At 36.9% G+C, this 17565-nt stretch carries 18 protein-coding genes; 15 read left to right on the forward strand and 3 right to left on the reverse strand.

Going from position 1 to position 17565, the window contains the following annotated elements; genetic code table 11:
- Nucleotides 1-64 precede the first annotated feature (64 nt).
- Complete coding sequence (locus AC106K_RS07275; protein ID WP_482444109.1) at nucleotides 65-790, reverse strand: TrmH family RNA methyltransferase; 726 nt, start codon at nucleotides 788-790, stop codon at nucleotides 65-67.
- Between AC106K_RS07275 and tamL the strand changes: the two genes are divergently transcribed.
- Nucleotides 776-3376, forward strand: a complete 2601-nt coding sequence (gene tamL, locus AC106K_RS07280; protein WP_482444111.1) for a translocation and assembly module lipoprotein TamL — start codon at nucleotides 776-778, stop codon at nucleotides 3374-3376. The two genes, AC106K_RS07275 and tamL, sit on opposite strands and share 15 nt — an antisense overlap.
- Here tamL and AC106K_RS07285 read toward each other — a convergent pair.
- Complete coding sequence (locus tag AC106K_RS07285) at nucleotides 3373-3990, reverse strand: SanA/YdcF family protein (RefSeq protein ID WP_482444112.1); 618 nt, start codon at nucleotides 3988-3990, stop codon at nucleotides 3373-3375. The two genes, tamL and AC106K_RS07285, sit on opposite strands and share 4 nt — an antisense overlap.
- On the reverse strand, nucleotides 3987-5111 hold the full coding sequence (locus AC106K_RS07290; protein WP_482444114.1) for a ferredoxin--NADP reductase: 1125 nt from the start codon (nucleotides 5109-5111) through the stop codon (nucleotides 3987-3989). Before AC106K_RS07290 ends, AC106K_RS07285 begins: the two co-directional genes overlap by 4 nt.
- A gap of 33 nt (nucleotides 5112-5144) precedes the next feature.
- On the opposite strand from AC106K_RS07290, the gene AC106K_RS07295 reads away from it, so the two are divergent.
- The 14 genes from AC106K_RS07295 to AC106K_RS07360 all read left to right on the forward strand — a co-directional run bounded on the left by AC106K_RS07295 (nucleotide 5145) and on the right by AC106K_RS07360 (nucleotide 17565).
- Entirely contained in the window at nucleotides 5145-5651 is a 507-nt protein-coding gene (locus tag AC106K_RS07295) for a TlpA family protein disulfide reductase (RefSeq protein WP_482444116.1), read from the forward strand.
- Between the two features lie 29 nt (nucleotides 5652-5680).
- Nucleotides 5681-6652: a FecCD family ABC transporter permease gene (locus tag AC106K_RS07300; protein ID WP_482444118.1), complete on the forward strand. Its 972-nt coding sequence runs from the start codon at nucleotides 5681-5683 to the stop codon at nucleotides 6650-6652.
- Nucleotides 6653-7303: 651 nt separating this feature from the next.
- Complete coding sequence (locus AC106K_RS07305; RefSeq protein WP_482444119.1) at nucleotides 7304-7681, forward strand: GxxExxY protein; 378 nt, start codon at nucleotides 7304-7306, stop codon at nucleotides 7679-7681.
- A gap of 103 nt (nucleotides 7682-7784) precedes the next feature.
- On the forward strand, nucleotides 7785-8708 hold the full coding sequence (locus AC106K_RS07310; protein WP_482444121.1) for an ABC transporter ATP-binding protein: 924 nt from the start codon (nucleotides 7785-7787) through the stop codon (nucleotides 8706-8708).
- A 166-nt stretch (nucleotides 8709-8874) separates the two neighbouring features.
- Nucleotides 8875-9327: a MarR family winged helix-turn-helix transcriptional regulator gene (locus AC106K_RS07315; protein ID WP_482444122.1), complete on the forward strand. Its 453-nt coding sequence runs from the start codon at nucleotides 8875-8877 to the stop codon at nucleotides 9325-9327.
- A 56-nt stretch (nucleotides 9328-9383) separates the two neighbouring features.
- Entirely contained in the window at nucleotides 9384-11777 is a 2394-nt protein-coding gene (locus AC106K_RS07320) for a 3-hydroxyacyl-CoA dehydrogenase/enoyl-CoA hydratase family protein (protein ID WP_482444123.1), read from the forward strand.
- Nucleotides 11778-11840: 63 nt separating this feature from the next.
- Nucleotides 11841-12191, forward strand: coding sequence for a four helix bundle protein (locus tag AC106K_RS07325; protein ID WP_482444125.1), 351 nt, complete (start codon nucleotides 11841-11843; stop codon nucleotides 12189-12191).
- 49 nt (nucleotides 12192-12240) lie between these two features.
- Complete coding sequence (locus AC106K_RS07330; protein WP_482444126.1) at nucleotides 12241-13419, forward strand: acetyl-CoA C-acyltransferase; 1179 nt, start codon at nucleotides 12241-12243, stop codon at nucleotides 13417-13419.
- Nucleotides 13420-13454: 35 nt separating this feature from the next.
- The gene (locus AC106K_RS07335; RefSeq protein ID WP_482444128.1) at nucleotides 13455-13817 is read left to right on the forward strand and encodes a four helix bundle protein; all 363 of its coding nucleotides are present in this window, start codon (nucleotides 13455-13457) and stop codon (nucleotides 13815-13817) included.
- A gap of 59 nt (nucleotides 13818-13876) precedes the next feature.
- Entirely contained in the window at nucleotides 13877-15655 is a 1779-nt protein-coding gene (locus AC106K_RS07340; protein ID WP_482444129.1) for an acyl-CoA dehydrogenase family protein, read from the forward strand.
- Between the two features lie 87 nt (nucleotides 15656-15742).
- Complete coding sequence (locus AC106K_RS07345; RefSeq protein WP_482444131.1) at nucleotides 15743-16282, forward strand: hypothetical protein; 540 nt, start codon at nucleotides 15743-15745, stop codon at nucleotides 16280-16282.
- Nucleotides 16283-16346: 64 nt separating this feature from the next.
- Nucleotides 16347-16667, forward strand: a complete 321-nt coding sequence (locus tag AC106K_RS07350; RefSeq protein WP_482444133.1) for a hypothetical protein — start codon at nucleotides 16347-16349, stop codon at nucleotides 16665-16667.
- A gap of 35 nt (nucleotides 16668-16702) precedes the next feature.
- Entirely contained in the window at nucleotides 16703-17038 is a 336-nt protein-coding gene (locus tag AC106K_RS07355) for a YegP family protein (protein ID WP_047099134.1), read from the forward strand.
- Between the two features lie 80 nt (nucleotides 17039-17118).
- Complete coding sequence (locus tag AC106K_RS07360; protein WP_047099411.1) at nucleotides 17119-17565, forward strand: phosphohydrolase; 447 nt, start codon at nucleotides 17119-17121, stop codon at nucleotides 17563-17565.

A 17565-nucleotide genomic window follows, 5' to 3' on the forward strand; every position in this document is an offset into this window, starting at 1 on the left:
TAGAAACTAGAAGTTAGAAAATATTCAGACAACTTGATTTACACTAACTTCTAGTTTCTAGTTTCTATTTTGAAAACAACTGTCCTAAAATAATCCCGGCAGCCATAGACACATTGAGGCTTTCTGTAGACTGGGATTTTCCAAACCTCGGGATACTTATACTTTTTTGTAAAAGTTTCTCCGTTTCAGGTCTCATTCCGTTTCCTTCGTTTCCTAAAATCAGGTTGATCTTTTCCGGTTTCTCAAAAGTATAGATATTCTCTCCTTCCATATCTGTTCCGATATTTACATTTTCGGTTTTAGAAAGGTATTCCACAAGATTGGTATATACGATATTCACTCTTGTAAAAGAACCCATTGTAGCCTGGATGACTTTCGGGTTGTAGAAATCTACCGTATCTTCACTGCAGATGATCTGTTCTATCCCGAACCAGTCTGCCAGACGGATGATTGTACCCAAATTTCCAGGATCCTGAATTCCATCCAAAACAAGCTGCACATTCTTGTCTGCCCACTTTTCCTCTTCTGCCAGATAACATACGGCAACAGAATCTTTTGGGGTTTTAAGAAAACTGATTTTTTTTAACTCATTCTCAGAGATATGGGTCACGGGGATGTCAGTACGGTCCAATTTTTGCGGATCGGTTGATAATATTTCTTTAACTTTAAAGTTAGAATTGAAAAGTTCACAAATGATTTTATTACCTTCAACCAAAAACAAATTGTATTTTTGTCTGAACTTCTTTTTATCTAAAGATTGTAAAACTTTTATTGTATGAGCTGTAAGCATTATAAGAATTCTCCTCAAAAATATTATAAAATTATCTCATTTGCAACATTTGTTGGTCTCCTTTATGCTTGTAGTACGACAAAAAAGGTTCCGGAAGGCGAATATCTGCTTACCAAGAACAGTTTTGAGTTCGGGGATAAGAAAGAATTCTTCGATGAGGAGCTGAAAGATTACATTCAGCAGAAGCCTAATAAAAAGCAATTCCTCTTTATGCCATTGAGTCTTCTTCTGTACAATATGGCCAATCCGAAATACGACACGATCCTTAATGAATATATGACCTATCCCCGTGAGATGAGAAATCAGAAACTGAGGGACTCATTATTCATTAGATATAATATGCAGGATAATGTAGGAAAAGGGCTTCTTTTTGACCGCCTCCTTCACAACTGGGGAACTCCTCCGGTTATTCTGGATCAGACCAAAAGTGAAAAAAGTGCAGAGTCTATTAAAAAGAGACTGACTTACAGAGGATACTGGGATGCTGATGTAACCTATAAACAAAAGCTTGATTCCTCTTCTAAGAAAGCTGCAGTTAATTATTTCATCAAGCATAACGAACCTACTCACATTAAGGACTATTTTTACAATATCCCGGATCAGGGGATCAAAGGATACTATACCTACAATCTCAACAGAAGTCTTGTAAGATCTGGTCAGGTTCTCGATCAGACCGTCCTTGAAAAAGAAGTGGCAAGAATTACAGATCTGATGAGAGAGTTCGGTTTCTATAAATTCAATAACCTTAATGATGAGGTTTATTTTGTAGCCGATTCTCTTAAAAGTAGAAAACAGGTTCCGCTCACCCTGGAAATTCACAAGGATTCTTTGGACAGTCCTTATAAAATTTCAACTTTTGGAAATATTGATGTTGCCATTGTAGATCGGGCCAGTGATTATCCTAAAAATACGAAGAAAGACAGTTTAAGGAGAATAAGATTCCATACGATGAATGATAAGTATAAGCTTTCATCGATCTGGAGAGCCATCATCCCGGACAGCAAAAAAGTATTTGATCAAAGCAAGCTTGATGTCACCAAAAGAAATCTTTTGGCGATGAATAACTTCAGCATTGTGAAAGCGAGAGACTCCTTAAGACAAGGGGGAATGAAGGCTCCAAACGACAGTATTGTAGATATTCTGTATGTACTGAAACCTCTTCCGAAATACGAGCTTAAAGTAGGAACTGATGTCAATTATTCCCAGGTATTAAATCTCGGGATCTCTCCTTCTATAGACCTTACGACCCGTAATGTTTTCAGAGGGGCAGAAAACCTGTCTACGAGTCTTTCAGGAACGTTTGGATCCATCAGAAGTACAAAAGATATCGATAAAAGGGTTGCAGCATATGAGATGTCGGCACAGGCCTCTTTAAATTTCCCAAGACTGCTACTTCCTTTTAATTATTATAGGTTCCTACCTAAACGCTATACCCCTACTTCATCGATCTTGCTTGGGGCATCTATACAGAACAATATTGGTTTGGGAAGAGTGATCTTCAACACGGGACTGAACTACCAGGCGAATGTTAATGATCAGGTATATCATAAGCTTACCTTATTTAACACCCAGGTCAGTCTGACTAAAAATAAGGATGCGTATTATGATTATTTCGTGAATGACGGTGTGGTAAGAGATCAGGTATTCGAGGGTTATTTTGACCAGCATTCCGGCCTTAAAGACGAATATAAAGCAGGACTCATTTCCTCTGACAATCTTGCCACCAGAATTCTTAATGATGCAGATTATCGTGCAGGACTCGATCAACAGGGAACTGATCTTTTAACCGCATTCAGAGGAACCTTGGTCAACAAAGACAGACAAACGCAAGATGTACTTATCTCGTCTATGATCTATAATTTTGTTTATAGTGAGATCGGTAAAAAAGAATATCCGAATGCGTTCTATTTTAACGGAAAAGTAGAATTGGCAGGTAATATTTTAAGCCTGTTCAACAAGAAGGATAATAGTGGCGGTGTTGTTACAGGACCACAAAGAACTATTTTTGGATTACCTTATGCCCAATTTGTCAAGTTTGACATTGATACCAGAAAATATTTCAAATTCAATGGAAATCAGACCCTGGTACTGCGTCAGTTTATCGGAGTTGGGATTCCTTATGGAAATTCTGAAGATATGCCGATTATCAAGTCTTATTTCAACGGAGGTTCGAATGATATAAGAGCATGGGTAGCATTTGGCGGATTAGGACCTGCAGATTCTCAGGTAGATGAAAGGGTTCGTACTTATATGACCGACAATGTAAAGCTGACAACGAATATAGAATACAGAATTCCGTTCAACAAAATGTATGAAGGGGCTTTATTTACCGATATTGGGAATACCTGGAGTCTTCATAACTATAATGATGGATATGGAGATGAATTCAAATTCAACAGATTCTTAAAACAGGTGGGTATCGGCAGCGGATTTGGTATAAGAATCAATATCGCCTATGTAACAGCAAGATTCGACTTCGCCTATAAGATCTATGATCCTAATAAACCGGAAGGTGACCGATGGAGATTTAAGAACTTCCAGCCTTTCAAACCTACTCTTAATATTGCATTCGGTTATCCTTTCTAATCAGGAGAAACGCCTAAGATAAAATACACGACAGCAATCACACGGGCGAGGATTTCCCTCGCCTGATTTCTGTAAAAACTTTCAGGTTTTGTCACATCCTGAGCATCAAATCCTAAAGCATTCATATCATTATTTCTCGCAAAAAACAAAGCCCGAAGGTTATGGTAGCCCTGCGATACGATGATGACATTTTTCTTTTTGTAGACATCTTTACAGCGAAGGATGCTTTTATAGGTATTAAAGCCTTTCGGATCTTCTAAGATAATATCTTCTGGAACTCCTTCCTGATAAATCAGATAGTTTTTCATTGCTTTCGGTTCATTATAGCCACGGCTTTTTTCTCCGCTAACAATAATTTTTTTGATCTTTCCGTGATGGTACAACAGAGCGGCTGCATCCATTCTTTTGGTAAAATAAGGATTGGAAAGCCCTGATCTCATCTTGGGAGAAGTGCCGAGAACCAAAGCGATTTCCCGGGGTGGTATTTTGGAGATTTTGGTATAGGTACGTCCATTGGTGAGCCCGAAAACCCAGACATTGCAGAAGCATATCATTAGAATTCCCAATTCCAGTGATATAAAACCTAGCTTAAATATGTTCCTGATCAATCTCAACTAAGATCAAAGTTAAGCTTTATTTTTTGACTTTTCACTATCGACATGCAAGCCAATATATGCCCCTGTCCTTCCTCTTTCTCGGTAAGATACTCATTTTCCAATAGTTCCACCTCTCCTTCTTCCAAAGCACATTCACAACTTCCGCAAATTCCGGATTTACAGGAGTACGGAACAGGGAATTTCTGTAACAAAAGCTGCTGCAGGATCTTATCCCTGTTGTCAGGAAGCTGAGTTGTATATTTTTTCCCCAACATGGTAAATTCTACCTCTATATTTTCAATAAGAGGAAATTCTTTTTCCACGGGGTAAATATCATTATTGAATTCTTCAAAAAGTTCAAAATGAATGTTCTTTTTCGGAATTCCATGGTGATAGCAGGCATTGGCCAATGTTTTAATCATCTCCCCTTTTCCACAGATCAATACTTCGTCTACGGCATCCCAGATCGTGGATTCTTCGTCTGTATCATCCAAATGCAGAATCTGGTTGATGATAAGGTGAAGTTTCTTTTCATCCAACCTGCCATAGAAAAACTGATCTGCAGTCTTTTCCTGTGAGAAGAAGTAAAAGATCTGAAGCCTGTCTCCGCAGGTTCTGGCAAGGTTATCCAGCTGATCACGATAGATCAGATCTTCTGAACTTTTATTTCCGAAAAATAAAAATAATCTTGTTCTGTGCTCGTTATGAAGGATGTTTTTAAAATGGCTTAAAATCGGGGTAATTCCAATACCGGCTGCAAAAGCAACAATGGTTCTGAATTCACTGGGTTTGGAGACTAATGTAAATCTTCCTGCAGGCTCACTTACCAACAGTTCATCTCCCACATTATAGTTCTGAAATAACTGCGAAGTAGCTCCTTCAGGGGAATTTACTTTTATCCCTAAACAGATTCTTCGTTCATAAGGTGCCGAAGTCATTGAGTAATCATTAATAACTTCCTCACCATGTGACTGGAATTTTACACTTACATACTGCCCTGCTTCAAACCTGAAATTTTCTTTTAAATGCTCTGGAATATCGAACTCCAGAGAAAAAGTATTTTTGGTCAGCTCTTCCTTTTTCGCTATTTTTAACCGATGAAACTGTATCAGTTTCCCTTTGTAGATTTGTTGTTCCATAACTTCAATTCAAAAATAGATAAAAAATAATTTATGAAAAAGATAATTTTATCCACGTTACTTCTAACGGCACTTTACAGTTGTAAAAAAGAAACTCCCTCAACGGTACAAAATGTAGCTCCTGTTGAACAGTCTCCAGAAGAGGTTGGTAAATTCCTGGCTAAAAACAATGATACATTATATGTTACGAATTTTTTTGCAACATGGTGTGGTCCCTGCATGAGAGAGATTCCAAGTTTTAAAAACAAAATGCAGGAGCTAAAGGATAAACCAGTAAAATTTACGTTTATCAATCTGGATGAAAAAGAAGACTGGAATACTCACGTTAAAGATTTTGTCACAGAAAACAACCTTGCAGGGAATGTCATCTTGCTGGATGGAAAAAAACTGGACCAGAATTTCTTTTCGAGCAGCTTCAAAACATGGGCCGGAGAATCGATTCCTTTTACATTTATGAGAAAAGGAGATAAAACGGAAGAATATTCGGGAATGATGACGGAAGAAGTATTGAACTCAAAAATTGATTCATTCTTAAAATAAAAACAGACTGTATGCAGTCTTTATGAATCATGTCAAAAAGATTTAAAATCCTGTGTTTACTATTGCTGATCGCAATCATAATAGGTGCGCTCATTAATCTAAATACAGGATTTCTTAGCTTAAGCTTCCAGGATTTCTTTCAGGATTCTTCTCAAAGTCAGATCGCCGAAATCCGGGTCAATCGTGTCCTGGTCATGCTGCTGGCAGGAATTTCCATTCCTACATCCGGCTTTCTGATGCAGGAATATTTTCAAAATCCATTGGCTGGACCTGATATTCTGGGGATTACTTCTGTAGCCAGTTTATCTGTAGCCTTTTATATTTTCTTCTCACATAATATCATACTGCCGGAATTTCTGCAAAACAGTTTTCTGAGCTTAGCTGCTATTGGAGGAAGTTTTATACTGATGCTGGTATTATTATCAATGTCCAGTAAATTCCAGGATAAGTCTTATCTTATTATTTTTGGGTTCCTGGTTTCCGCTTTTGCCGGAGCAATTGTTTCTTTGCTTCAGTTTTATGCGGAGAATCAAAGTCTGAAAAACTATATCCTATGGTCTTTCGGAGCCAATAATATGGTGACCAGAAATCAGATCTATGTTTTGTCGGCTTTGGTATTAACGGGATTATTCTTTTGTTTTAAAACGATTAAACCCCTCATAGGAAATTCCTTAGGGACTTCATATGCACAAAGTTTAGGCGTAAATCTGAAATATCTGAAGTTTCTGATCATCATAACTTCTACTCTGCTTTCTGCTTCCATTACAGCCTTTCTGGGTCCTATTCTGTTTATCGGAATTGTGGTTCCTCATTTCTGCAGAATGATCTATAATCCATCCCAATTATGGCAGCAATGGATTCTCAATATGTTTCTGGGAATGCTGATCATGCTGTTTTTCTCTGTAATCGCAGAAAAGACACAGATCCCTTTGAATGTGATAAGTTCGGTATTTGGGATTCCTGTAATTCTGATGATGCTTTTGAAGCAGAATAAGATATAGTGTTGTTCTCTTTGTTGGACAAATCTTATATAAGCTTTTTATCTTATTGGAAAAACGCAAAGGCGCAATTTTTTTACCTACATCATGTTATAAGGCGCAAAGATTTTGTCTCTGATAAAATATAAAACACCCAATTTCTAAAATCATAAAATGCATCCTCCATTTGCTGAAAATGTTTGATTTTCTTGCGCCTTAAAATATGCGTGATACCATAGACCTTGCGCCTTTGCGTCTTCCAACAATTGATCTGTTATAAACCAAATATTGTATAAGTTTTCTATTAAAAATTCTGACGAGCATAAAAATATTTTGATGTAAAATAAAATATAGTCGTTTCTTGTTGGATAAACGCAAAGACGCAAGGTTTTTAACTAAACCATGTTCTAAGGCGCAAAGATTTTATCTCCGATAAAATATAAAATACAGTATTTCTAAAATCATAAAACACGCGCTCCACTTGCCGAAAATCTTTGATTTTCTTGCGCCTTAAAATTTGCGAAATATGATAGACCTTGCGCCTTTGCGAAACCCAACAATTTGTTCTTAACAGATTTTAATTCTACAATTATCCTTCCAATTATAAAAATCTTTACAGCACATAAAAAAATTACAATCATCCAACAATTCATATATTTATAAAAAATACCACAAATGACAGAAAATGAATTATCAAAAATCGTTTTTGAAGCAGGATTAAAGATCCATAAAAAGCTCGGGTCAGAATTGTTTGAGCACGTATATGAAGAATGCTTATTTTATAAGTTGAAAAAATCCGGGTTTCTGGTTGAAAAACAAAAACTACTTCCAATTATTTATAAAGATCTAAGAATCGAAAATGCATTTAAACTTGATATGATGATTGAAAACAAAGTAATCCTGGAAATCAAAACAGTCGATTACATAAGTCCCATTCACAAAGCTCAGCTTTTGACTTATCTAAAAATGTCCAATTGTAAACTAGGTTTATTGCTCAACTTTCAGTCTGATATATTTAAAAATGGGGTAACAAGGATTGTAAATAATTTATAAACCAAAAATTCAGATAAAAATTGGATAAAGTCGGATTCTTTGTACCTTAAAATAGTATTTTTGTAAAACATTTTGCACTCATTACGTTTAGCCCATCTTAAACATGCATTTACAGATCAAACAAGCCAATATAGGATATAATAAAACATTAATTTCAAATGTTAATACAGGTTTGAAGCTTGGTGATGTATGCTTATTGATTGGAAATAATGGTGTAGGAAAGACAACCCTGATCAAATCTATATTGCATCAGCTTCCTTTACTGGGGGGAGAGATTTCTATTAAGGGTAAAAATGTAAAGAAGCTTTCTGTAAAGGAGATTGCAGAAAATATTGCAATCGTCTTTTCAAAATCTGTGATTCCGCAACATTACACGGTGGAAGATCTTATCTCTTTGGGGAAATACATCTACTACCCGTTTTATTTTGAACTAAAAAAGGAAGACCGCGATGAGGTGATCCATATTATTAATGAACTGGATCTGAATCAATACAGACATACCCTGCTTAAAAATCTTTCTGACGGAAATCTTCAAAAAGCATTTATCGGCCGGGCTATAACGCAGAACTCACCTATTATTATTCTTGATGAACCTACTACTCATCTTGATGAAAAGAATAAGATTATTATCCTTAAAACCCTTAGAAAACTGGCAAAAGAGCAGCATAAAATAATCCTGTTTTCTTCTCATGACTGGAGGCTTGCCAAAGAATTTGCAGATAAAATATGGTATGTAAAGGATCAACAGCTGTATTCAGGTATTGTTGAGGATATTTTGATTCAGCATGATGAACTGACCAATGCTTCCCTATTTCAAATCAACGAGTATTTTATTCCGCCTCATATCTCCGCTCCGCAGTTTCACAAGGAAATGCTGTATTCTTTGCTTCAAAAAAACTTCCAAAAAGACCTTTCTTCCCTTAATTTTGAATTTCAAAACGATTTTTGGGTAATCACTAAGGATTCCGCAAAGCACAAATGCGGATCTTTTGAAGAAATCATCAATTTCATCGTAAACATTTATTAATCCGCACTTTTCTTTGATTATTTCACATACTATGCATGCATAGTATTATGCTAGTCATATAATTTAATCTACTTATTTCCAGCTTATTAACAAAATTTAACGTTAATAAATACTATGCATGCATAATATTTACTAAATTTGGGTAAAACCATTAGCGCAAAAATTGATGGATAATAACAAGGAAAAAATAGAAAACGTAGACTTAATTTTAAAACAGACCTGGTTGGCTGTTTCGAAAATGTACACAGAACTGGCTCAGGAACATGATTCTACAGCAGTACAGGCCCTCACTCTTCTTAAAATTGACCCCAAGGAAGGCACCAGAAGTACCAATCTGGGTCCTAAGATGGCTATAGAACCCACTTCTTTAACGAGAATTATCAAACTCTTAGAAGACAACGGATATATCTATAAAGAAAAGACCACTACAGATAAAAGAGAGGTGATCATCAAACTTACAGATAAAGGGCTGAACTCAAGAAATATGTCCAAAGAGGTTGTCGTCAACTTCAATAAAAAGGTGATGGAGAAAATTGCTCCTGAAAAAATGGAAACCTTTAAAGAAGTAATGACGGAGATCATGAAAATCGCAAACGAATTATTAAATAACAGAAAATAAATGATAATGAAACCGCTAGGTGACATAGGATCTTATTAAATAATAAAAATTTACATATGAAAAGAAGAATCAAACATGTAACGGTTCTTGGTTCAGGAATTATGGGTAGCGGTATCGCAGCTCACTTCGCCAACATCGGCGTTGAAGTGTCACTTTTAGACATTGTTCCTTTTGAACTGACTGAGGCTGAACAGAAAAAAGGTTTGACCAAAGATGATAAGGCAGTAAGAAACAGAATTGCTACCGAAAACTTTGAAAAACTTAAAAAAGCAAGTCCTGCACTTCTTTATTCTCCAAAATTTGCAGACAGAATCAAAGTTGGAAATTTTGACGACGACTTACCAAAAATAAAAAATACGGACTGGATCATTGAAGTGGTGGTAGAAAGACTTGATATTAAAAAGTCAGTATACGAAAAGATAGAGCAGTTCAGAAAACCGGGAACATTAATTTCTTCTAATACATCAGGTATTCCTATTCATCTATTGACAGAAGGAAGAAGCGAAGATTTCAAAAAATACTTTGCAGGTACTCACTTCTTCAATCCGGTAAGATACCTTCCTCTTCTTGAGATTATCCCTACCAACGATACAGCTCCTGAGATCATAGACTTCTACATGAACTATGGTGCTAAATTCTTAGGAAAAACTACCGTTCTGGCAAAAGATACTCCGGCATTCATTGCCAACAGAATCGGGGTATTCTCTATGATGGATCTTCTTCACAATGTACAGAAACTGGGCTTAACGGTTTCTGATGTTGATAAATTAACCGGTCCTGTAATTGGACGTCCAAAATCTGCAACATTCAGAACAGCAGATGTGGTAGGTCTTGATACTTTGGTTATGGTAGCCAACGGCGTTCGTCAGAGTGGAGCCGAAGCTAACGATTTCAATGACGTATTTGCCCTTCCTGGCTATATCCAGAAAATGATGGATAATAAATGGCTGGGTTCAAAAACGGAGCAAGGATTCTATAAAAAAGTGAAAAACGCAGAAGGAAAATCTGAAATTCACGGATTGAACCTTGATACACTGGAGTACGAACTTCAAGGAAAATCATCATTCCCTACCTTAGAATTAACAAAGTCTATTGATAAACCTATTGACAGATTCAAGGTATTGATCGGAGGAAAAGATAAAGCAGGTGAACTATACAGAAAATCTTTAGGGGCACTATTCGCTTATGTATCTCACAAAGTACCTGAAATTTCTGACGAAGTATATAAAATTGATGACGCCATGAGAGCTGGTTTCGGATGGGAAAACGGTCCATTTGAAATATGGGATGCTGTAGGGGTTCAGAAAGGTATTGAGCTGGCTAAAGATGCAGGATATGAAGTTTCAGACTGGGTAAAAAATGTAGAAACCTTCTATAAAGTAAATGATGAAGGACAAAGCATCTATGTTGATAAAAACTCAGGACAATACAACAAAATCCCTGGACAGGATGCCTTCATTATCCTTGATAATATAAGAAAAAACAAAACGCTTTGGAGCAATTCAGGAGCCGCTATTGAAGATCTTGGTGACGGAATCATCAATTTTGAAATCCGCTCAAAAATGAACTCTCTTGGAGGTGAAGTTCTTGATGGATTAAACAGAGCTATTGATTTAGCAGAAAAAGAATACGACGGTCTAGTAGTAGGAAATCAAGGGGCTAACTTCTCTGTAGGTGCCAACCTTGCGATGATCCTTATGATGGCTATCGAGCAGGATTGGGATGATTTAAATATGGCAATTGCTTATTTCCAAAAATCGATGATGAGAGTACGCTACTCCTCTATTCCTGTAGTAGTAGCTCCTCACGGAATGACTTTAGGAGGAGGCTGCGAAATGACCATGCATGCAGACAGAGTGGTTGCCGCAGCAGAGACTTATATCGGACTTGTTGAAACAGGTGTTGGTGTAATTCCTGGCGGTGGCGGAACTAAAGAACTTACTCTAAGAACTTCCAGAGAATTCCATAACGATGACGTAAAAAATAACAGACTTCGTGATGCCTTCATGAATATTGCTATGGGTAAAGTAGCTACTTCTGCTTATGAAGCTTATGATATGGGAATCCTTGAAAAAGGGAAAGATATTGTTTCCGTAAGCAAAAACAGACAGATTGCCGAAGCTAAAAAAGTGGCAAAACTATTGGCAGAGCAAGGCTATACTCAACCTATCGAGCAGAAAGTAAAAGTTCTTGGTAAAGATGCATTAGGAATGTTCTACGTAGGTACAGACCAGATGTTAACAGGAAAATACATTTCTGAACACGATAAGAAAATTGCTGACAAACTGGCCAACGTTATGGTAGGTGGAAACTTATCTGAACCAACAGTTGTTACTGAACAATATCTATTGAACCTTGAAAGAGAAACCTTCCTTCAGCTTTGTGGTGAAAGAAAAACTCTGGAGAGAATTCAGTATATGTTACAAAATGGAAAACCGTTGAGAAATTAATTTGTACAATGTAAAAAGTATAATGTACAAAGTATTTTAAATGATGTTTTTAATATTCAGATCATGCACAATTTCAGAGAATTGGAAGTTTGGAAAAAGGCAATCAATTTAACTACGCTTTTTTATAAATTTTCAAAGTTATATCCTAAAGATGAGCTCTTTGGTTTAACATCACAAGCCAGGAGATGTATGGTTTCAATCCCATCAAATATTGCAGAGGGAGCAGGAAGAGGTACTGATAAACAATTTGTTCAGTTTCTTTCTATTGCACTTGCTTCTTCGTTTGAATTTGAAACACAACTCATTGTTGCAAAAAATTTAGAATATATTTCAAATGAAAACTATGACCTGGTTTTTACTGAATTAAAACATGTTCAAAATATGCTTGTCAAATTAATCAATAATTTTAAATAACAACCAGGGTACATTGTACTTTGTACATTGTACATAATACTATAAAAAAATGAAAACAGCATACATCGTAAAAGGATTCAGATCAGCAGTAGGAAAAGCACCAAAAGGTACCCTACGCTTCACACGTCCTGACGTAATGGCGGCTACCGTTATTGAAAAATTAATGGCTGAGCTTCCGCAATTAGATAAAAACAGAATTGATGACCTTATTGTAGGAAATGCAATGCCTGAAGCAGAGCAAGGATTAAACGTAGCCCGTTTGATCTCCTTAATGGGTCTAAATACAGATAAAGTTCCGGGGGTAACCGTAAACAGATATTGTGCATCAGGAAGTGAGGCGATTGCGATTGCTTCTGCAAAAATTCAGGCTGGTATGGCAGATTGTATCATTGCCGGTGGTACTGAGTCGATGTCTTATATCCCGATGGGTGGTTATAAGCCGGTTCCTGAAACTGATATAGCAAAGACTAACCCTGATTACTATTGGGGAATGGGTTATACGGCTGAAGAAGTAGCAAAACAATACAACATTACCAGAGAAGAGCAGGATCAGTTTGCTTTTGAATCTCATATGAAGGCTTTAAAAGCGAATCAGGAAGGTAAATTTGCGAATCAGATTGTACCCATTCCTGTAGAATATAACTTCCTTGATGAAAATCAGAAGATTCAGACCAAGAAATTTGATTTCTCGGTAGATGAAGGTCCTAGAGCTGATACTTCTTTAGCAGGTTTAGCTAAACTGAGACCTGTATTTGCCAACGGAGGAAGCGTAACTGCCGGAAACTCTTCTCAGATGAGTGATGGTGCTGCTTTTGTCATGGTCATGAGCGAAGAAATGGTAAAAGAACTGGGTCTTGAGCCGGAAGCAAGATTAGTAGCTTATGCAGCAGCTGGTCTTGAACCGAGAATCATGGGTATGGGACCTATCTATGCTATTCCTAAAGCATTAAAACAGGCAGGCTTAGAATTGAAAGACATCGATTTGATCGAACTTAACGAAGCATTTGCTTCTCAATCTGTAGCAATCAAAAAAGAACTAGGCTTAAATCCTGACATATTAAACGTAAACGGAGGTGCAATTGCTCTTGGACACCCACTTGGATGTACAGGAACCAAACTTACCGTTCAGCTTCTTGACGAAATGAGAAGAAGAGGCAACAAATACGGAATGGTTTCTATGTGTGTGGGAACAGGACAGGGAGCTGCGAGTATTTTTGAACTACTTTAAGAAATTTTGAATCATGGATTTTAAATTTTAGATTGATGCAAAAAGAAAATTTAATCAAGGAAAAGACATTTAATTTTGCTTTAGCAATTATTGATCTTTATAAAATTTGTAAATCTCAAAATGAATTCATCCTTTCAAAACAATTATTACGAAGTGGGACTTCTATTGGGGCAAATGTTCAGGAAGCTTTAGCTGGATTTTCAGAGAAAGATTTTCTTCACAAAATGTCAATTGCAAGTAAAGAAGCCAGAGAAACACAATATTGGATTGATTTGTTATCACAATCTCAATTGGTAAAATTTGATGAAATAAAATATAAAGAAGAAATACAAAGTATTGTAAATATTTTAACATCAATTGTCAAAACACTTCAAGAGAAATTAAAACGGAAAGCATAATTCAAAATCCATAATCAAAAATTCAAAATTAAATAACTAAAAATTTAAAATAATAACAAATGGGCAACATAGTAAAGGGCGGGGAATTCCTAATCAAACAAATTCCTGCAAACGAAATTTTCAGCATTGAAGAACTGAATGAGGAGCAAAAAATGCTTCGCGATTCTGCAAAAGAATTTATCGACAGAGAGGTGGTTCCTCAAAGAGAGCGTTTTGAGAAGAAAGATTATGCATTCACTGAAGAAACAATGCGTAAGCTTGGTGAAATGGGGATGTTGGGAATTGCTGTTCCTGAAGAGTACGGAGGTCTTGGAATGGGCTTTGTAACGACCATGCTTGCCTGCGACTATCTTTCCGGAACTACGGGTTCATTGGCAACTGCTTATGGAGCACATACCGGAATCGGGACTTTGCCAATCGTTCTTTACGGAACTGAAGAGCAGAAGAAAAAATATCTTCCGGATTTAGCTACGGGAACTAAGTTTGGAGCTTATTGTCTTACTGAGCCGGACGCAGGTTCTGATGCCAACTCTGGGAAAACAAAAGCAAAACTTTCCGAAGACGGAAAACATTATATCGTCAACGGACAGAAAATGTGGATTTCTAATGCAGGATTTGCAGATACGTTCACTTTATTTGCTAAAATTGATGATGATAAAAACATTACAGGTTTCGTGATCAACAGATCTGAACTTGAGAACCCGGAAAGCTTAACTTTCGGTGAAGAAGAGCATAAATTAGGGATTCGTGCTTCATCTACCCGTCAGGTATTCTTCAACGATATGAAGATTCCTGTGGAGAACCTTTTGGGAGAAAGAAACAATGGTTTCAAAATCGCTTTGAATGCATTGAACGTTGGCCGTATCAAATTGGCGGCGGCATGTTTAGATGCACAGAGAAGAATCTTAAACCACTCTATCCAGTATTCTAACGAAAGAAAACAGTTTGGAGTTTCTATTTCAACTTTCGGAGCTATCAGAAAGAAGCTTGCTGAAATGGCAACCGGAGTTTTCGTAAGTGAGGCTGGTTCTTACAGAGCGGCAAAAAATATTCAGGATAAAGTAGACGAATTGGTAGCTGGTGGTATGGATCATCAGGCTGCAGAGCTGAAAGGTGTTGAAGAATTCGCAGTAGAATGTTCAATCCTGAAAGTATTCGTTTCTGATCTTGCTCAACACACTGCTGATGAAGGAATCCAGGTGTACGGTGGTATGGGATTCTCTGAAGATACTCCTATGGAAGCGGCATGGAGAGATTCAAGGATTTCAAGAATCTATGAAGGAACAAACGAAATCAACAGACTATTGGCTGTTGGAATGTTGATCAAGAGAGCAATGAAAGGAGAATTGGATCTTTTATCTCCTGCAATGGCGATCAGCAAAGAACTGATGGGTATTCCTTCATTCGAAGTGCCTGATTATTCAGAATTCATGAGCGAAGAAAAAGCAATTATCGCTAACCTTAAGAAAGTATTCCTTATGGTTTCCGGAGCGGCTCTTCAGAAATTCATGATGGATATTGAAAAACAACAGCACTTATTGTTGAATGCTTCTGAAATCCTTAACCAGATCTATATGGCAGAATCTGCGGTATTAAGAGCAGAGAAACATTTCTCTCCTGAATCTGTAGAAGCGGCTATGGCTCAATTGAACCTTTATAAAGCGGTTGAGAAAATCATCACAGCGGCTAAAGAAGGAATTGTTTCTTTCGCTGAAGGAGATGAGCAGAGAATGATGCTTTCAGGATTAAGAAGATTCACGAAATATACCAACCATCCGAATGTAGTAGCTTTAACTGAAAAAGTTGCAGCTCACTATATTGAAAAAGGAGCTTATTAGTCTCTGATAACATAAATTTGATTCAAAACGTCCCATTCCCGGGGCGTTTTTTATATATTTAGCCGATAAAAATCTGGTCATTAATCAATGAAGGTAAAATCATATTTTCTACTTATCACATCTCTAATATCAGGGATCTCTTTTTCGCAAACCAAACCCAATGATACATTGAAATGCCAGACCCTTTTTGAGGACCTGGTTGTAAGTAAAGTAACCGATGCTTACGAAAACAGGCCTACTCAACCCATTGTATCAACACCTCGTGGACCTGCGGTCTGTGGTACTCCAGAAACTGGGGAAACCAGAGAAGCTGAAAGAAATCGGTGTAGGAATGGTCAAATGATACTTGAGAAATACCCTTTTGTGATTGATGAAATCAAAAAAAAGGCAACTGAGTATCCCAACTACAAAAAGGCAGATATATTTTGGCTGGAAAAAGATAAGACACAAGGTGATAAAAACATCAACGCTTATAGAGAAAAAGAACTTAAGAAATGGATGACTCACGGCAATCATTCCTATTTTTCAGCAATTATTATATCAGATAAAACGGATGGTAAGCAAGAAAAAATAACCCTTACGATAAGATTTCCCGGGCAAGTCATTACAAAACACTACAAATTATGATCTAAGGATCAATAATTTTTACTAATTTTATTTTAATTTAAAACTTTTAACCCTAGCAGCACTCATGAAAGCACTATTATTTCCCCTACTCTTACTTTCCATTACACTTACCGCACAGGAAAAAGAAAAACCTGAAGCACTTCTTAAGAAAACAGATACTTTAAAAAAGGATAATAAGGAGCAGATCTCCGGAGTTGTGGAATCCAAAACAGCCAGACAACAAAAAGATTTCTATAAGATACTTACCAAGAAACCTAAGGACTCCCCTGTTTATATGGCTTTAAAAGAACATGATAAGGATTATTCAAAATATAAAATTCTGAATGCCATTACCCCTGAAAAGCCCAAAACGAATCTCGACAAGATCCCCAAATCTACCAAATAACCCTCAGATAACCATTCATAAAAAACTAATATACTATGGGAAAATTTATTATTTCAAAAAGAACGAACGGAGATTTTCAATTTAATCTTAAGGCCGGAAACGGACAGGTCATCCTAACCAGCCAGGGATACAGCACCAAATCTTCCTGCGAAAACGGAGTCAATTCTGTAAAAACCAATTCACAGGAAGACACAAAATTTGAGAGAAATACAGCCAAAGACGGCAGATGCTATTTCAACCTTAAAGCCGGAAACGGACAGATCATAGGCACCAGCCAGATGTATGAATCTGATAACGGGATGGAAAACGGCATCGACTCTGTAAAAAACAATGCTCCGCATGCATCTGTGGAGGATGAAACCGAAGGATAAACTAACGTGAAATAATCTTAATAAAAATGCCTTATTTTTTTAAGGCATTTTTTATTTTTGTAGTCTATTTTCTCAGAAAAATGACAAAAGAAGAACTACTGAATAAAGCAATCAAAATAGCCGATAAGGCACACAAAGGTCAAACTGATAAATACCATGCTCCTTACATCGCCCACGTCATGCGTGTGATGGAATATGGCAAAACAATGGATGAAAAAATTGTAGGTGTACTGCACGACGTTGTAGAAGATCATCCGCTGGAATTCAGCCTGGATTATTTAAGAACCGAGGGATTTCCTGAATACATTATTTTCGCCATCAGCTGCCTTACAAAATTTGATCCTGAAGAGGATTATGACGAATTCGTGAAAAGAACGGAAAGATCTCCGCTGGCAGTTGCCGTAAAGCTGAACGATCTGCGTGATAATATGGACCTGAGAAGAGTAAACAGAGAGCTTACTCCCAAAGACATCAAAAGGTTTAATAAATACCTGAAAGCCTATCGTTACCTGATAGAGAAATACTAA

This window comes from Chryseobacterium sp. FR048 (genome assembly GCF_056844665.1).

Bases quoted from the DNA above. Each gene is read 5' to 3' on its own strand.
- AC106K_RS07300 (WP_482444118.1), top strand. From the start codon at position 5,681: ATGTCAAAAAGATTTAAAATCCTGTGTTTACTATTGCTGATCGCAATC.
- AC106K_RS07355 (WP_047099134.1), top strand. From the start codon at position 16,703: ATGGGAAAATTTATTATTTCAAAAAGAACGAACGGAGATTTTCAATTT.
- AC106K_RS07315 (WP_482444122.1), top strand. From the start codon at position 8,875: ATGGATAATAACAAGGAAAAAATAGAAAACGTAGACTTAATTTTAAAA.
- AC106K_RS07325 (WP_482444125.1), top strand. From the start codon at position 11,841: ATGCACAATTTCAGAGAATTGGAAGTTTGGAAAAAGGCAATCAATTTA.
- AC106K_RS07340 (WP_482444129.1), top strand. From the start codon at position 13,877: ATGGGCAACATAGTAAAGGGCGGGGAATTCCTAATCAAACAAATTCCT.
- AC106K_RS07350 (WP_482444133.1), top strand. From the start codon at position 16,347: ATGAAAGCACTATTATTTCCCCTACTCTTACTTTCCATTACACTTACC.
- AC106K_RS07330 (WP_482444126.1), top strand. From the start codon at position 12,241: ATGAAAACAGCATACATCGTAAAAGGATTCAGATCAGCAGTAGGAAAA.
- AC106K_RS07310 (WP_482444121.1), top strand. From the start codon at position 7,785: ATGCATTTACAGATCAAACAAGCCAATATAGGATATAATAAAACATTA.
- AC106K_RS07345 (WP_482444131.1), top strand. From the start codon at position 15,743: ATGAAGGTAAAATCATATTTTCTACTTATCACATCTCTAATATCAGGG.
- tamL (WP_482444111.1), top strand. From the start codon at position 776: ATGAGCTGTAAGCATTATAAGAATTCTCCTCAAAAATATTATAAAATT.
- AC106K_RS07335 (WP_482444128.1), top strand. From the start codon at position 13,455: ATGCAAAAAGAAAATTTAATCAAGGAAAAGACATTTAATTTTGCTTTA.
- AC106K_RS07290 (WP_482444114.1), bottom strand. From the start codon at position 5,111: ATGGAACAACAAATCTACAAAGGGAAACTGATACAGTTTCATCGGTTA.
- AC106K_RS07295 (WP_482444116.1), top strand. From the start codon at position 5,145: ATGAAAAAGATAATTTTATCCACGTTACTTCTAACGGCACTTTACAGT.
- AC106K_RS07305 (WP_482444119.1), top strand. From the start codon at position 7,304: ATGACAGAAAATGAATTATCAAAAATCGTTTTTGAAGCAGGATTAAAG.
- AC106K_RS07360 (WP_047099411.1), top strand. From the start codon at position 17,119: ATGACAAAAGAAGAACTACTGAATAAAGCAATCAAAATAGCCGATAAG.
- AC106K_RS07275 (WP_482444109.1), bottom strand. From the start codon at position 790: ATGCTTACAGCTCATACAATAAAAGTTTTACAATCTTTAGATAAAAAG.
- AC106K_RS07320 (WP_482444123.1), top strand. From the start codon at position 9,384: ATGAAAAGAAGAATCAAACATGTAACGGTTCTTGGTTCAGGAATTATG.